This window comes from Myroides albus (genome assembly GCF_009711045.1).
Taxonomy (GTDB): domain Bacteria; phylum Bacteroidota; class Bacteroidia; order Flavobacteriales; family Flavobacteriaceae; genus Flavobacterium; species Flavobacterium album_A.
Window position 1 is genome coordinate 48,830 of the sequence record NZ_WMJX01000004.1, and the last position, 16,003, is coordinate 64,832.

Annotated in this window: 16 protein-coding genes; 6 read left to right on the forward strand and 10 right to left on the reverse strand. The window is 33.8% G+C overall.

Translation table 11 applies throughout. The annotated features are described in order from the left end of the window. The 3 genes from GJV76_RS03230 to GJV76_RS03240 all read right to left on the reverse strand — a co-directional run bounded on the left by GJV76_RS03230 (window position 1) and on the right by GJV76_RS03240 (window position 3,107). A complete protein-coding gene (locus tag GJV76_RS03230; protein WP_155091208.1) occupies window positions 1–1,209 on the reverse strand; it encodes a DUF4350 domain-containing protein in 1,209 nt (402 codons plus the stop codon). After that, a complete protein-coding gene (locus GJV76_RS03235) occupies window positions 1,202–2,032 on the reverse strand; it encodes a DUF4129 domain-containing protein (protein WP_155091209.1) in 831 nt (276 codons plus the stop codon). Before GJV76_RS03235 ends, GJV76_RS03230 begins: the two co-directional genes overlap by 8 nt. Window positions 2,033–2,138: 106 nt before the next feature. After that, window positions 2,139–3,107 carry a stage II sporulation protein M gene (locus tag GJV76_RS03240; RefSeq protein WP_155091210.1) on the reverse strand — a complete coding sequence of 323 codons (969 nt, stop codon included), beginning with the start codon at window positions 3,105–3,107 and terminating at the stop codon, window positions 2,139–2,141. A 24-nt stretch (window positions 3,108–3,131) separates the two neighbouring features. Here GJV76_RS03240 and GJV76_RS03245 point away from each other — a divergent pair, with 24 nt between their 5' ends. Both GJV76_RS03245 and GJV76_RS03250 read left to right on the forward strand, forming a co-directional pair. Next, window positions 3,132–3,866: an RDD family protein gene (locus tag GJV76_RS03245; RefSeq protein ID WP_155091211.1), complete on the forward strand. Its 735-nt coding sequence runs from the start codon at window positions 3,132–3,134 to the stop codon at window positions 3,864–3,866. A gap of 15 nt (window positions 3,867–3,881) precedes the next feature. Beyond that, a complete protein-coding gene (locus GJV76_RS03250; protein WP_155091212.1) occupies window positions 3,882–4,490 on the forward strand; it encodes a trimeric intracellular cation channel family protein in 609 nt (202 codons plus the stop codon). A gap of 737 nt (window positions 4,491–5,227) precedes the next feature. On the opposite strand, the gene GJV76_RS03255 is transcribed toward GJV76_RS03250, so the two are convergent. The 4 genes from GJV76_RS03255 to GJV76_RS03270 are packed head-to-tail and all read right to left on the reverse strand — an operon-like array spanning window position 5,228 to window position 7,634. Next, on the reverse strand, window positions 5,228–5,755 hold the full coding sequence (locus tag GJV76_RS03255; RefSeq protein ID WP_155091213.1) for a mechanosensitive ion channel domain-containing protein: 528 nt from the start codon (window positions 5,753–5,755) through the stop codon (window positions 5,228–5,230). A gap of 1 nt (window position 5,756) precedes the next feature. Then, window positions 5,757–6,344: a Maf family nucleotide pyrophosphatase gene (locus GJV76_RS03260; protein ID WP_155091214.1), complete on the reverse strand. Its 588-nt coding sequence runs from the start codon at window positions 6,342–6,344 to the stop codon at window positions 5,757–5,759. Window positions 6,345–6,357: 13 nt separating this feature from the next. Beyond that, window positions 6,358–6,885 carry a KdsC family phosphatase gene (locus GJV76_RS03265; protein ID WP_155091215.1) on the reverse strand — a complete coding sequence of 176 codons (528 nt, stop codon included), beginning with the start codon at window positions 6,883–6,885 and terminating at the stop codon, window positions 6,358–6,360. Continuing rightward, complete coding sequence (locus tag GJV76_RS03270; RefSeq protein ID WP_155091216.1) at window positions 6,885–7,634, reverse strand: Rossmann-like and DUF2520 domain-containing protein; 750 nt, start codon at window positions 7,632–7,634, stop codon at window positions 6,885–6,887. The genes GJV76_RS03265 and GJV76_RS03270 overlap by 1 nt, the downstream gene beginning before the upstream one ends. Window positions 7,635–7,697: 63 nt before the next feature. Here GJV76_RS03270 and GJV76_RS03275 point away from each other — a divergent pair, with 63 nt between their 5' ends. Further along, the gene (locus GJV76_RS03275; RefSeq protein ID WP_155091217.1) at window positions 7,698–8,087 is read left to right on the forward strand and encodes a group III truncated hemoglobin; all 390 of its coding nucleotides are present in this window, start codon (window positions 7,698–7,700) and stop codon (window positions 8,085–8,087) included. A 134-nt stretch (window positions 8,088–8,221) separates the two neighbouring features. Here the strand turns inward: GJV76_RS03275 and GJV76_RS03280 are convergent, their stop codons facing one another. After that, window positions 8,222–9,643: a TlpA family protein disulfide reductase gene (locus tag GJV76_RS03280; protein ID WP_155091218.1), complete on the reverse strand. Its 1,422-nt coding sequence runs from the start codon at window positions 9,641–9,643 to the stop codon at window positions 8,222–8,224. A gap of 181 nt (window positions 9,644–9,824) precedes the next feature. Here GJV76_RS03280 and GJV76_RS03285 point away from each other — a divergent pair, with 181 nt between their 5' ends. Then, complete coding sequence (locus GJV76_RS03285) at window positions 9,825–11,441, forward strand: ABC-F family ATP-binding cassette domain-containing protein (protein ID WP_155091219.1); 1,617 nt, start codon at window positions 9,825–9,827, stop codon at window positions 11,439–11,441. Window positions 11,442–11,592: 151 nt separating this feature from the next. On the opposite strand, the gene GJV76_RS03290 is transcribed toward GJV76_RS03285, so the two are convergent. After that, complete coding sequence (locus tag GJV76_RS03290) at window positions 11,593–13,041, reverse strand: glyceraldehyde-3-phosphate dehydrogenase (protein WP_155091220.1); 1,449 nt, start codon at window positions 13,039–13,041, stop codon at window positions 11,593–11,595. A gap of 111 nt (window positions 13,042–13,152) precedes the next feature. Further along, the gene (locus GJV76_RS03295; protein WP_155091221.1) at window positions 13,153–14,553 is read right to left on the reverse strand and encodes a trypsin-like peptidase domain-containing protein; all 1,401 of its coding nucleotides are present in this window, start codon (window positions 14,551–14,553) and stop codon (window positions 13,153–13,155) included. Window positions 14,554–14,691: 138 nt separating this feature from the next. Here GJV76_RS03295 and dapF point away from each other — a divergent pair, with 138 nt between their 5' ends. Next, on the forward strand, window positions 14,692–15,471 hold the full coding sequence (gene dapF / locus GJV76_RS03300; protein WP_155091222.1) for a diaminopimelate epimerase: 780 nt from the start codon (window positions 14,692–14,694) through the stop codon (window positions 15,469–15,471). Between the two features lie 6 nt (window positions 15,472–15,477). After that, on the forward strand, window positions 15,478–15,999 hold the full coding sequence (locus tag GJV76_RS03305) for a GNAT family N-acetyltransferase (RefSeq protein ID WP_155091223.1): 522 nt from the start codon (window positions 15,478–15,480) through the stop codon (window positions 15,997–15,999). The last annotated feature ends 4 nt before the right edge of the window (window positions 16,000–16,003 follow it).

Below are 16,003 nucleotides of genomic sequence, written 5' to 3' on the forward strand. Positions count from 1 at the left end.
TTAGTCAATTATTTTTTCTGTAAGTTTATTAAATTTTATTAAATCGGATTCACTTGCCCCATATTTAGCTTTTCTAAATGCGTTGACAAAATTGACATAGGCTACAATATCCTTTCTATCCTTATTTGTCTTGATATGATAAGACTCTACAAATTTTTCATCTAATTTGGAAGTGTCTATCCAATATAGCCTTCTGATCTTTTCTAAGTTGTAGATAATACTCTTATTTATGATATCGCTATAATCTTTATTTTGAATATACAGGTTAGATACTGTCTTAGTAAAATCTACTGTAGTATTGGTTAAGGGTACTATAATAGGTACTACTCGTTGCTTGCGTTTAGCTGTAAAGACGACAAAGACAATTAAGGTGGTTAGACAAAGGTACCACGCCCATCTAAGTTCTTTGTTTCTCAGTATAAAGCTCAGTATTGAATCATCATCACTAAAAGGTGAATCACTGTCCTTATCGGTAACAAAGTAAGTTATTCTATCCTCTGGTAGATAAGAAAGTACACCTTGAATGTATAGGTGATTATTACTCTTTAACATATTGTAATTGGTAAAGATAGTTGAGTCAGTACCCAAAATAATTTTACCTTTTCCATAAGAGTACTCAATCAAATTAGGATGTTTTTGGCCGTCTAATAACGTTTTATATCCCAATACTTTTACTTTGTTTTTGACACTGTCACTTATTTTAAATACGTTGCTGTTATTGTTCTCAAAGGTAAAGCGTGAAGTATTAATATTCTTATTTGTTAACTCTAAGGTGTAATTGTCTTTCTTATATTGTCTTATTTCGGGTGATACAATGTGAATTTTTAAGGATTCAGCTAAACTTTCAGAGCCAAGCCTTTCAAATACTAAAGCTGTATTTCCTTTTTCAACGTAATCAAGGAGTTGATCCAATAAATAAACGTCAAAATTAGTTTGATTTCGGATACTAATCAATGATGTTTTTACATTGGTGTCATAGCGTTCTTGAGATAAGAAAGTATAGGTTTTTGGACCTACGTGTTTTAATTTATTCTTGGGAAATAAAAAGTCAATTTCTTTATTTAGAATATACATTCCGTATGGATTCTTATCCGTAACACTATAAGACTCCTCCCAGTTAATGGGTGGCTTTTGATTTTTTTTGAAGATTACAACCAGTCCAATAACTACGACAATTGCTATAATAAATTTTTTAGTAGCACTATTCATTTTTACCTGGTTTTAATGTTAAGTCAAAAGCTGCTTTGGCTTTGTTGAATTCTTCTTCAGTGATAAGGTGTTCTCCATACCAAATGTGATTGTATAAATAAGACAAATATTGAAACTGTTCTTTAGTTTCGATATTCTTTATCTCCAGTAAGTAATCCGTATTTGTTTTGTCCACATGCCATTGAATGATGTTTTGTTCTTGTAAATGTTGTAGTAGCCATAAATAATAAAAGCGAATACCAATTCTGTATTCCTTTCGCTGAATCATTTCTTTTATCAATGTAGGGAAATCAGCATTTTCAATATCATTCTCAGCATTTTGCAGTTTAAATTGCAAGTCCTTGCCTTTGCGTTTGAATCCCCAATAAATATCTTTTTGTATAAATGCTCTTATGACATAGTAAACAATAAGGAAAAATACTAATATCGCCAATACTCTCATCCCTGTTACAAAGTTAGATACATCGTTATGAGTGATCGTTCTATTTCCAAAAATATTGTCGAAGAACTCATTTATTGCTTTTAATATTTTTTGTAAGAAATTGTCACGGACAACCAAGGATTCATCATATTGGAAATCCTTATCTTCTAAATATCTCTTTTTGTAGTCACTTCTAAATTTCCTTAAAGTAAGAGCAGAATCCGTATCTACTGTTAGGGGTAGGTCGTATGTCCATGGTTTTGATTCTTTTTGGCCAATTACTCCATATGGTTTTTCTGCTATGGAATCAAGATAAGTTTCTACTTGCTGACTATAGCCATAGGGTATAGTTAGAATAAGACAACTAAAAAAGATATATATATTGATTAATTTACTATTCATGTGCTGTGCTTTGCGTATTAGTCTATATGATTTTGTGTCTCACAAACAAGTTTAATTATGCTGCAGTGTTATCACACATTTCATTTTCAATCTTGTAATAGTTAGGTTAGTGTAGAGGATTAAGTTTTCGATGTACTTTGTAAGGATAGATAAAAAAGTAATAAACAATTATTGCCAAGGTTCCGAAAATAATCAAGTAATTAATGATATCGGGCATCTCTTTGGCATATCTTGTTATATATCCTTCAATAAACCCGGCTGCAATAGTAAAGGGAATTGTCGCTATAAATATTTTGAACCCAGCTTTAAAGCCGATTTTAAAAGAGTTCATTCTCGAAAATGTTTTTGGAAACAGTAAACTTCCACCAAAAATAAAACCTGCAAAAGCTTCGATAACCATCGCTGTTATTTCCATCGCTCCATGTAACCAAATACCTCTGAAGCTATCCATAAAAGCATTGTGTTGTACAAATAGATATTGGAATGTTCCTAGCATGATCGCATTTTGGAATAGAAAAAATAACGTTCCAATTCCGCCAAATACACCATAAACAAAAAAACGCAGTCCAACGTTAAGGTTATTTGCAGTTATACTAATAAAACTCCCCCAATTACTTCCAGATTTATAAACCCCCATAACATCGCCACTCTCTATATTGTTAAGGGTCATATTTACATAACTATCACCTAAAATAGCTCTACTAAAGTTTAAATCATAATGCGCAGAAATCACTCCAATGGCCGTAATAATTAAAAAGGCTAAAACAGAGAATTTTAAGTAATTTCTGTATTGGTATATCGTTAATGGAACTTCTGTCTTAAAAAAATATGAAATTCTATTCTCTTCAATGCGTTTTAGTTTGTAAATTTTTTGATAAGTTTGTGCAGCTAAATTGTTTAGATATTGCGTAACTTTACTTTTAGGGTAAAAAGTCTGCGCGTATGATAAGTCATTCATTATCTGAATGTACATGTCCGCTAAGAAATCAGGTTTTTGAGTTTGATTTGAAAATATCGTTTTTTCAAAAGCTAACCATTGATCTTTATTTTGTTTTATAAAAGCAACTTCTCGCATGAAGTGAAAATGTTTTGAAATATTATGGCTAATTTAACAATAAATACAACACAACATATACAATTAGAGTTTAAAAGTGCTCAAGTTGGTAGCCGAGTGATGGCTTTTTTTTTAGATACTTTGTTTAAAGTGTGCTATATTGTTCTAATCATAAAGTTATTCGATGGTTTTTATTTGTTTGAGAATGTAATGGATAGTTGGTCACAGATGGCAATAATTATTGTGTTATATGCTCCTGTAATTTTTTATACGTTATTTTTTGAAATTGTGCTACAAGGGTTTACTCCTGGTAAAAAGATAGCCAAAATACGTGTGATTAAAATAGATGGTTATCAAGCCACAATTATGGATTATGCTATTCGATGGATTATGAACCTGGTTGATATTTACAGTTTTAGTGCATTGATTGGTCTTGTTTCAATGTCTTTTTCAAAGAAAAACCAAAGGTTAGGGGATATGTTAGCAGGTACTGCCGTTATAATTTATAAGGAAAGAACGGATTTCTCAGCTACGATCTTTCAAGAAGTTGAGGATACTTACGTTCCTGTCTATAATCAAGTTTTGAATCTCTCAGACAATGATTTGCGCATTATCAAAGATACTTACCTTTTGTATAAGAAAAACAGAGATTCTCGATTGCTTCGCAAATTAGTCAATAAAGTAACAGAGGTTATGTCTGTCGATGTTAAGCACTACAGTAATCAAGAATTTATTGAAGTAGTACTGAAAGACTACAATTATTTAACTGCAAGAATTTAATTTTTTATTCATTTAATGTTTAGTTTTTTCGAGATTTTAGACTTGCTCGGAACCTTAGCGTTTGCTATTTCCGGCGCATTGGCTGGTCGTGAACGTAGGTTAGATCTTTTTGGAATGACCATATTGGCATTTGCAACAGCCATAGGAGGCGGAACCATTCGGGATATGATGATTGGGTTTACTCCTGTGATGTGGTTGACTAACTTGAGTTATTTCTACGTTACACTTATTGGGGTTGCCATGGCTATTGTATTTTACAAGAAATTCAATGTGCTTCGCTATTCGCTATTTTTATTTGACACTATTGGTATAGCTGTCTTTACTCTTATTGGTATCGAAAAGGGAATGAGGATTGGGCTACACCCCGTTATCTGCGTTACTTTAGGGACAATTACCGCTTGTTTCGGTGGGGTAATTAGGGATATCTTAGCCAATAAGATTCCAATTATCTTTAGAAAAGAAATATATGCAACTGCTTGTATTTTAGGTGGGGGGATGTATTACTTTTTACATTATTTTCAATTGCAGAAGGATGTGATTTACATTGCTACGGCTGGTACAATCATGATTATTCGTGCGCTATCAGTTAAGTATAAATGGAGTTTGCCATTTGCTCATGACTAAAGCAATGCATCGTTGAAGAAATATATAGCCCAATCCCTTAACCAAAGGATTGGGCTATTTTTTTGCATATTGTTAGTAGGCAATGGCAAAACAGGGAAGTTTGTTGTTAAGTTAGAAAAGGAGTGTTGTCAATCTTTACGGTGTGTCTTGTTGTCAATTTTCTATCCTAAATACTTAATTGGGGCATTCTTGTAGTAGATGTCGTCTGATATGCCGGTGTGTAACTTTTACATTATTCCCTTTTAAAGGAACAAAAAGTAGATTTAAGGAGTGACTTTGTGATGATGTAAAATAAGCGTATTAAGAGTATCAATGAACTTAGTATACACAATAGTTAAATCGTGAATTGCTTTAATGAAATGCTCGTATTGTTGTGGAACCTTTTACTGTTAAAGTTAATCCGCATTGAAGTAATGGGATTTAAGGAAGCTATTTTGTAAGTTGAACATTACTTTAGGCTTGATCTTTACTCTGTGTAGGTAACCTGATATTTGTAAGGGCCTTACTAAGTATTTATGTTTTAACAATAAAAAAGCGAAGAATGTAAAGACAAACTTCGCTTTTTACTTTAGAATAATGGGGGTATTCTAAACAGTATAAATATTAAATTGTTATGAAAAAGTTTCAAATCAAAAATCAAAAAAAGCTAGTTACAGAAAGGGTCCATAACTAGCCTTAACCACTACCATTTGACTATTAAAACCGTTTAGCTTAAAAACAATTTCTATGCCAATATTTTATATTGTAGGAAAATTTTCTTCAGATTCTTCTTTTGAAACAATGACAATCCCTTTCTGTAGCAGTAAACTGTTGGGATAAGAGATCTTTTCGTTTTCTTTGGAAATTATTATTGTACAGAATGCTTTTATATCTGTAATAGTTCCTTCAATTGGAAAATCTTTATCTTGTATTCGTATTACATCTCCAATTCTAAATGGAAATGAAAAGAATAAGAGTATTCCTGCTGTTATATTACTTAGCAAAGACCATTGAGCAAACATCGCTACACCTATTACTGTAAATACCGATGTCAGTGTAAGCATAAAGTTTTCGGGCTGTACTCCCCAAATGGTTAAGATTAGTATCAGAAACAAAACCAATAAGAGTGTATTGAATAATCTTATGACCAAAATAACTCTGTTGTCTTTACGCTTCTCTTTGTTAGAAAAGGAGCGTATGATATACGATACTAATTTTCGACAAGGAAAATAAAGTATAATGATTATTGCTGTAATAACTATTTTCGGATAATAAATGTGTAGCATATTATTCTTTTATAAAAGCGATCAATTCTTGTACTAATTCTGTTGTAGGTAATCCTACGATATTGGTATATGAACCGTCAATTTTAGAGATTCCTATAAGCCCAATCCACTCCTGAATACCATAAGCGCCAGCTTTGTCATAGGGTTTGTATGTATCTATATAAAAGTAGATAGCCTCATCAGACAATTCGATAAAATCAACTTTAGTAATACAATTAAATATCTTGATTTTGTTCTTGCTTCTTAGACACACAGATGTTATTACTTCGTGTTGTTTACCAGACATCCCCTTTATCATGGTGTAGGCCTCTTGACGATCTACAGGCTTTCCTAAAGAGGTATGATTATTCCAAACCGTGGTATCACTGGTAATGATTATTTCATTGTGAGCCAATAGTGGAATCGCTTGAGATTTTGCATTAGCGATAAAGTCCGTAATAGCTTCCCTTTGCAGTGTACTTGGATACGTTTCATCAATATCCGATGCTCTTACCGTAAAAGGAATTTGCAAGTCTTGCATATATTGTTTTCGCCTTGGTGAGTTTGAACCAAGTACAATATTGTAATCTTTAAATATTTGTGATAACATTCGCGTGAATTAATTAATCGTATTTAGCATCAAAGTGCTGAAACCATTTTTGTTGTGTTTTCATCACTTGTTCAATGACTTCTCTTACAGCGCCTTTTCCTCCATTGACATGCGAAATGTATTTAGCTACACTTTTTACCTCTGGTACTGCATCTTGTGGGCAAGTAGGTAGAGCCGCTTTTTGCATAACGTGGTAGTCTGGTATGTCATCACCCATATACATTACGTTTTCAGCGTTAAGGTTGTATTTAGCAAGAAGTTGATCGAATACTTCAACTTTATTAGATACACTCATGTGTATGTCTTTAACTCCTAAGTTTTGCAATCTAATGCGCACACCTTCGTTATTTCCTCCTGAGATGATAAATACGTTATAACCGTGTTCGATTGCTGCTTTGATTGCATACCCATCTCGGATACTCATCACTCTAAGTAAGTTGCCATCTTGTGCTACGTGTACTGAACCATCTGTAAGTACACCATCTACGTCTAAAATAAACGTAGTGATGTCATTCATTATTTCTTTGAAGTGTTTTGACATTATCTATTTAGTATTGAATTAGTTATTAATTGATAAATTTCTTTTTCGTTTGTTCCTTCAAGCATTTGAAGATGACTGTCAATCGTGCCTATATCCTTTCTTGCTGCAGGTCCTGTTTGTGCTTCTTTTGGAGAAAGTACTTGTAGTTTCTCAGCAGTTTCCGCTATTAGTGGCTTGAGAATGTCAAAGGGAACGCTGTTTTTCTTACAGATGTCTTCAGCCAAAGTACATAGGTGATTAGTAAAGTTGTTTACAAATACTGCCGCTAAATGAATTACTTTTCTTTGTTCAGAGCTAATCTTGTATACTTTTTCAGAGAAACAAATGGCAATTTTATCCAGTAGTTTGAAGTCAGTAGGTTTAGCCGCTTCTAAACAAAAAGGCATTTTGGAAAAGTCAACTTCTTTGTCATACGAAAAGGTTTGCAACATATAAAGTACTCCTTTGCGGTTTGTTTTCTGTATAATATCCATTGACTGTGTACCTGAAGTATGAACTACAAAGGCATTGTCAAAAGGAATGGCATTGGACACTTCTGCAATAGCATCATCGCTGACTGCAATGATAAAAATATCTGCAGGCTTTAGCAAATTGATGTCTGTTATTATTTGATTCTCAGAAACTAAGTCGTTAACTTTGTTTTTGCTTCGTGCATACACTTGTTGCAGTGTTAGGTTGTCTTGTTCTAAGATATTTAGAATAAGATGATGAGCTACTTTACCAGCTCCTAAGATTGAAATTGTAATCATAATAAGTACTTAGCAAACAGTTTTTTCAATTGGAACAATTTTTGTAAAATTAAGCAATTTAAGATGAAAAAGGATATAGAAACTTTAGAAGATATCAAGATACTTGTCGATACCTTTTATGGACGAGTACAAGAAAATGAAATGATAGGGCCTATTTTTAATAGTAAGTTAGAAGGGAAATGGCCAGAGCACTTAGAGAAAATGTACAGCTTTTGGCAGACTATTTTATTAGAGGAATACACTTATAGAGGTAAGCCTTTTCCTCCTCACGCACAGTTACCAGTGAATACTGAGCATTTCGAAACTTGGAAAGTAATCTTTAATGGTACAGTTGATGAGCTATATGAAGGTAAGATTGCCGATGAGGCGAAGTGGAGAGCGGAGAAAATGGCAGCGATGTTTTTAAGTAAGATTGAGTACTTTAGAGAATTTGGTGGTAAGCCATTGATGTAAAGAATTTTTGTGGGGTAAAGTATTTCAATTTATCCTGTGTTTGTCAAAATACAGAAAAGTGAGTTAGTAAAACCCTTGAGCTTTTTTGGCAAAAAAAATAGTTAATCAAACGTTTATAAAAGAAAAAAGGAAGATTAATCTTCCTTTTTTTCTTTTATCGTTGTTGCAATATTTCGGTCAAAGATATTGACAAATGCATTTTTAATTGTACCATCTGCGTTTAAGACAATACTTCTTTGGATTTTTGTAATGATCCACTTGTCTTTCATTTGATTAAAATCTGTACTCCTTAATTCAATTAAATTAGCATGTTTATACTTGCTGACAAACTTTACCCACTCAGTGTGCTCTCCATCAATGCAAACAGAGATAATTTGTATATCTGGATTTTGATCCAATAACTGCATTGCTCTTCTGTGTGCACCATCTGCGTGACCAAGTGTGTTTTTGGTCCAGACAAACATTAAGGTTGGTTTCCTTATTATATTGTTTACCTCTACCGGTATTCCATCAGTATTTACTAAGGGAACATTTGGCAAGCGTTTTTCGTATTTGAGATTTTGAACAGCTTCTTGGATTTGTATAATCTCCCCGTGCTGTGATTTATCTGTAGAAAGTTCGAAGTATCGGTCTAAGAACTTGTCATTGTTATTTAAGTTCTGATCTTCTAATAAGTATATAAAGGCAATATTGTCTAAAATAGCATTTTTGACTTTTTTATTCTTGATTAAAGTATCTACTATATTTAGTTTTTCAATGTTCTTATCAAATTTTCTCGATGCGTCAAAATCAATTTCAGTTTCATTGGTTACTGAGTTGAGCATCATGGATAGGTATCGGGTATAAGAAGAATAACTAATCAATCTTTCCTCGTTGAAGTTGATTTTCTTTCTAAAACTGTAGTAATCTTCTGGTAAATTTTGACGTATATCTTGATTTGTTCTAATGTAGTGAGCTAAAGGGTATATTTCCTTTTGAGCAAAAAAGTGTAAATCCAATTTTGCTTTAGCATAAATGTCAAAGTCATTAGACCACCCAATGAGTGTTTTACTTCTAAGGTAATAGGTTGTTCTTGCTGCGTGCGTTGAATCAAGCTTGCGGAGAAATGCTCCTGGTTCCAAGTCGTAATTCTCGTATTTATAGTTTTCGTCCACAAGATTTTTCATGTTTAAAGCCATCAAGAAATTATTCTTTTCAGCTCCACGTCCAGAAAAAATAATAGAATGGTCAAAATCACGAGTATTCAAACGAAGGTTTAAACTGTCATTCTTGTCCAAGTAAACATATTGAAATTCGGGTCTGTGTCTGTAGATATACATCCCAGGAGTCAATGAATCAAACTTATGTGAAAACTTGTTGTGCTGGTCTAAATAGAGTGTATCTAAGACCTCATTGTCTTTGCAAAATAAGACATAGTCACTGTTGGGGTTTACTATTTCACCCTGAAAATAGGCACTGTAATCACTATCGTCAAATTTGGGTTGACAAGAAGTAACAGATAGTGTAATAGGTATTACAGCAAAAAATATATTTTTACTTATAGTTTGAATATTCATTGTTATAAAAAGCCTCTTAAATTGGTCTTTTAAAATGCGCGCTATAGCAAATGTAAGTTTTCATGTTGGCAATCGTCGTTAACAAGCTGTTAAAATGCGATATTAAGGAAGTATTGAGAATTAATCTTATATGTGGGATAATTTTATTAATTTTGTCGGCAATTTAAATCAATAGATAATAATGTTAACAGTTTCGAATCTGTCAGTTCAGTTTGGTAAACGAGTTTTATTTGACGAAGTTAATGTAACTTTTACACAAGGTAACTGCTATGGGATTATTGGTGCTAATGGTGCTGGTAAATCTACATTCTTAAAAATATTATCTGGAGAGATAGATCCTACATCAGGACATGTTTCTTTAGAACCAGGAAAGCGTATGTCTGTTCTTAACCAGAACCACAATATGTTTGACGAGTATACAGTTTTAGAAACTGTAATGATGGGTAACAAGGATTTGTATAATGTAAAGAAAGAGATGGATGAGCTTTACCTAAACTATACAGATGAAAATGCTGATAGAATAGGTGAGTTGCAAATTCGCTTTGATGAGATGGGCGGATGGAACGCTGAATCTGATGCAGCTACTATGTTATCTAACTTGGGAATCAACGAAGAGTTTCACTATACGACAATGGCGGAAATGGATGCTAAATTAAAGGTACGTGTATTATTAGCACAGGCTTTATTTGGTAATCCAGACGTGTTGATCATGGATGAGCCTACCAACGACTTGGATTTTGAGACAATTGGTTGGTTAGAGAATTTCTTAGCTCATTACGAAAATACAGTTCTTGTTGTATCTCACGACCGTCACTTTTTAGATGCTGTGTGTACGCATGTATCTGATATTGACTTTGGTAAGATTAACCACTATTCTGGTAACTATACTTTCTGGTACGAGTCAAGTCAATTAGCGGCTAAACAAAGAGCTCAACAAAACAAGAAAGCAGAGGAGAAAAAGGCTGAATTGGAAGAGTTTATTCGTCGTTTTAGTGCGAACGTAGCAAAGTCTAAACAGGCTACTTCTCGTAAGAAAATGATTGACAAATTAAAATTAGATGACATTAAACCATCATCAAGAAGATACCCTGCTATTATTTTTGATCAAGATAGAGAGGCAGGAGATCAAATCTTGAATATCGAAGGACTTGCTGCTTCTGTTGATGGAGAAATATTGTTCAAGGATGTGAATCTGAACATGGCTAAAGGAGATAAGTTAGTTGTTATTTCTAAAGACTCTCGTGCTACAACCGCTTTTTATGAAATTTTGAATGGAAATAAACAAGCAGATGCAGGGAAGTTTGAATGGGGTATTACTACTACTCAATCTTATTTGCCAGTTGAAAACCACGAGTTTTTTGATAACGACTTAACTTTAGTAGACTGGTTACGCCAATGGGCTAAAACAGAAGAAGAAAGAGATGAGGTTTATGTACGTGGTTTCTTAGGAAAGATGATTTTCTCTGGAGAGGAAGCGCTTAAAACTGGGCGTGTGTTATCAGGAGGAGAAAAGGTACGTTGTATGTTATCTCGTATGATGATGATGAGAGCTAATGTATTGATGTTAGATGAGCCAACAAACCACTTAGATTTGGAGTCTATTACAGCATTCAACAATACGTTGAAGAACTTTAAGGGGACTATTCTATTAACGACGCATGACCATGAGTTTGCTCAGACGGTTGGTACTCGTATTTTAGAATTAACTCCAAATGGTGTAATTGATAGATATATGACTTTTGACGATTACTTAGATGATCCAAAAGTAAAAGAGTTAAGAGAAAAGATGTATTCTTAATTAAATATCAAAGTCCTACTGTTTAAAGTAGGACTTTTTTTATGCACTTCATTTTGATTAGTAACACCATTTTTAGAAACAGTTTATAACAAAAAAAAATAGTTCAGCTTTTTAGCTGAACTATTTTTTGTAATAGAATGACTTCTATCTATTAATAGTAAGTATAACGTCTAACTTGAGCGATGTATTTAGCTAAGCGAATAACTTGATGGCTGTAACCATATTCATTATCATACCAAACATACATTACAACGTTTTTACCATCTGCTGATACAATTGTAGCTTTACTATCAAAGATAGATGGAGCAGAAGTACCAACAATGTCAGATGATACAAGTTCGTTGTTGATTGAATATTTGATTTGCTCTACTAAATCACCATTAAGAGCAGCCTTGCGCATTGTTTCGTTTAACTCCTCAACTGTAGTATTTTTTTCTACTTCTAAGTTTAATACCACTAATGATCCGTTAGGAACTGGTACACGGATAGCATTTGAAGTTAATTTACCAGCTAAAGAAGGTAAAGCCTTAGCAACAGCACTTCCAGCACCTGTTTCAGTAATAACCATATTTAGTGCAGCAGCTCTACCACGACGGTATTTTTTGTGCATATTGTCCACTAAGTTTTGGTCATTTGTATAAGCGTGGATTGTCTCTAAGTGTCCTTTTACCACACCGAAGTTGTCTTCCATTACTTTTAAGATAGGTGTAATAGCATTTGTAGTACAAGATGCTGCAGACCAAATATCTACTTGAGCTGGATCGTATTCTGTGTGATTTACTCCGTGAACGATGTTTGGAACACCTTTACCAGGAGCAGTTAACAATACTTTAGAAGCACCTTTCGATGACAAGTGGCGTTTTAGATCTTCATCTGTTTTAAAAGCACCAGTATTATCGATGATTAAAGCATTGTCAATATCGTATTGTGTATAGTCAATTTCTTCTGGAGAACCTGCAGAAATCATGTGTACTGTTGTACCATTGATGATTAAAGCATTGTTTTCATGATCAGCGATTACAGAACCTTCAAAGTCACCGTGTACTGAGTCATATTTAAGTAAAGAAGCGCGTTTTTCTAAAAGAATTGGATCGTTTTTATCACGAGTTACAATTGCTCTAAGACGCATTTGTTGTCCTTTACCAATTTTATTCATTAATTCACGAGCTAATAAACGACCAATACGTCCAAATCCATATAATACAACATCTTTTGGTACGATTTGTTCAGTTTCTTTAGCATCTTTTAATTTACTTACAACGAAACCTAAAGCATTATTGTGTTTATTGTCTTCTAAGTGGTATTCGTAAGTCAGTCTTCCGATATCTATTCTTGAAGGCGGTAAATCAGCTTGTTGAATAGCTTTAGCGATTTCTACAGAGTCGAAAATGTTAATTGGTTTTCCTACAAATTTTGCAGCATACTCATGAAGATTAATAATGTCGCTAACACTACGGTCAATTAGTTGATTGCGGAACATTAAAAGTTCAATAGATTTATCATACCATAAATCGCTAACGATTTTGATGAACTCTACACATGCTTTTCTGCGATCTGCTTGAAAAGCCAATTCCTTTTCGTATAAACTTGTATTTTTCATTATAAGATTGTGTTGTATAAAATTAGTGCAAAAGTCTGCTTTTTTGTCGAATAAATCAAGAGTTAAAAATAAAAAGACCTCTTTCGAAGTCTTTTAAATGATTATTTGGATTTAAAGCAGTATTCTTATTAGTTCACCCGAAGAACTAATAACTTCAAGCTTTATTTTTTGTGAATTTACTATTTTGTCGAATAGCATTTTAGCTTGGGCAGTGTTTTGTACTCTTTGCCCATTTATAGATAGGAGTATCCCTTGTTCAAGTTCGTCTTTATATGGTGCGTAATTAGGGTTGTCTACTTTAGTGATTTTTAGACCGTAATTGATCTTAAGCCTTTCTCTTTCTTGCTCAGTTATTTCTTCAAATTCAAAACCATTGTAACTTACTTGTTGGGATTGTGCTTTGATAAGCGCGACCATATCTGTTTTGCTCTGACCATTTCTAATGTAGGTAACTTCTACTTTGTCTTGTGGTCTTTTGGTGTTTAGAATGGATTTTATATCTACAAAAGTTTTGATTGGCTTGCTATTGATCTGCGTGATGATATCACCTTTAGTTAAGCCTACCTTTTCAGCATCGGATTGCTTTACTACATCTTGTATGTAAAAACCATGCGTTTGTTCGATCTTTAGATCTTTTGCTATAAGGTTGTTTAGTTCAAGACCTGAAACACCTAACACGGCCTGTTGCACATCGCCATATTCTAATAAATCTTCAATTATTTTTTTGGTAATATTGGACGGGACAGCAAAAGCATATCCGACGTACGAACCAGTATTGGAAGAAATCATTGTATTGATACCTATAAGTTCTCCTCGGGTATTAACAAGGGCACCACCACTATTACCTGGGTTGATTACTGCGTCTGTTTGTATAAAGGATTGAATACCTGATTTGGATAGGTTACGTGCTTTAGCTGATACGATACCCGTGGTCACAGTAGAGGTAAGGTTAAATGGATTACCTACAGCGATGACCCATTCTCCAAGTCTTAGGTTATCCGAATCTCCAAATACCAAGTACGGTAGTTTCTTATCTGCTTCTATTTTTAATAAAGCAATGTCCATTTGTTTGTCTGTACCAATAAGCTTTGCTTTATAGGTCTGGTTGTCGTTTAAGGTCACCTCAAGTTCTGAAGCATTAGCTATTACGTGATTATTGGTTACGATATAGCCATCTTCTGTGATGATTACTCCTGAACCCATTCCTACTTGAGCTTGTGTTTCTCCCTTGTATCCGTAAAAGAATTCCAGTAGCGAATTACTTCTGGTGCGTGTATAACTCAAATTCTTAACGTGAACAACAGCATTTACTGTGTTTTCTGCTGCTTGAGTGAAATCTGTCGGTGCAGCACTACCAGCAATGGAAGAGGTTTTTAACGGCAGAGTGTGCTCTGAATTAGCAGTTTGCTCTAAAGTCGGAATTGACTTATTTTCAAAAAAGTATTTGTAACCTCCAAGGGTTATTGCACCACTGAAGATGCATAGGAATAATAAACTGATTGTTTTCTTCATAATTAACTAAAAGCTTATTGATTTGATATGTAAAAATAAAAAAGGAAATAGTGATTTCGAAGTTGTTTAACCAAGACTTAACATAGTGAGATTAACAACTTAATTTGTAAATTTGCTTTTTATCAAACCGTAGAGTATATGTTGAAATTTTATAAATATCAGGGAACAGGTAATGATTTCGTTATGATAGATAACAGAGATAGCCACTTTCCTAAGGCTAATCAGGAGTTAATTGAGTTGTTGTGTGACAGACGATTTGGTATAGGGGCCGATGGTCTTATTCTATTGGAGAATGATAGAGATTTTGATTTCAAAATGGTATATTTTAATGCGGATGGCAAGCAAAGTAGTATGTGTGGTAATGGAGGAAGATGTATTGTCGCTTTTGCAAAGGACTTAGGTGTGATTCAAAACCAATGTCGCTTTATTGCAGTAGACGGAGAGCACACTGCTAAAATCAGTAGTGAAGGATTAGTTTCTTTGCAAATGATAGATGTGGATAAGGTTCATGTAGAAAAGAAATTCAGCTTTTTAAATACAGGATCTCCACATCATGTTGAGGTGGTTCGTGAATTAGATAGATATGGCGTTTTTGTAAAAGGCAAAGCCATAAGAGAAAGCGAAAGGTATGCTCCTTTTGGAACCAATGTAAACTTTGTTGAACAAGAAGGTCCGAATCGCTTTAGAATCCGAACATTTGAACGCGGAGTTGAAGATGAAACACTGTCGTGTGGAACAGGTGCCACTGCAGTAGCTATCGCCATGTATCACCAAGGAAAGGCTGATGCAAATGACATTGTCATTGAAGTAGAAGGAGGGGAGTTGTCTATTAGTTTTGACAAACGCGACAATACCTATACAAATGTTTACTTAACGGGACCTGCAGAGTTTGTTTTCCAAGGTACTTTTAATAATTAATATACAATGTTTATTCAAGGGGAATTGATCTATCTACGCGCTTTAGAGCCTGAAGATTTGGAGTTTATTTTTTTAATTGAAAACGATGTGAAGCTATGGGAAGTGAGCAATACACAAACGCCTTATAGTCGATTTCTCATTAAGCAATATTTAGAAAATGCCCATCAAGATATTTACGAAGCCAAACAACTTAGATTGGTAATTTGTCATCGAGAAACTCATAAGACATTGGGCTTAATTGATCTATTCGATTACGATCCTCAGAATAACCGCGCTGGTGTTGGAATTGTAATTCAGTATGAACAAGAAAGGGGAAAAGGCATCGGTACAGAGGCTTTAGATTTAATGATTCAATATGGAGAAAATCACTTATATTTGAATCAGTTATATGCAAATATATCTACTGATAATAAGGCGAGTATTAACCTATTTGAAAGTGCTGGTTTTGAGTTAGTAGGTATCAAAAAAGCGTGGACTCGCAAAGGAAATCAATACAAAGACGAAGGTTTATATCAATTAATTTTTTAACAAG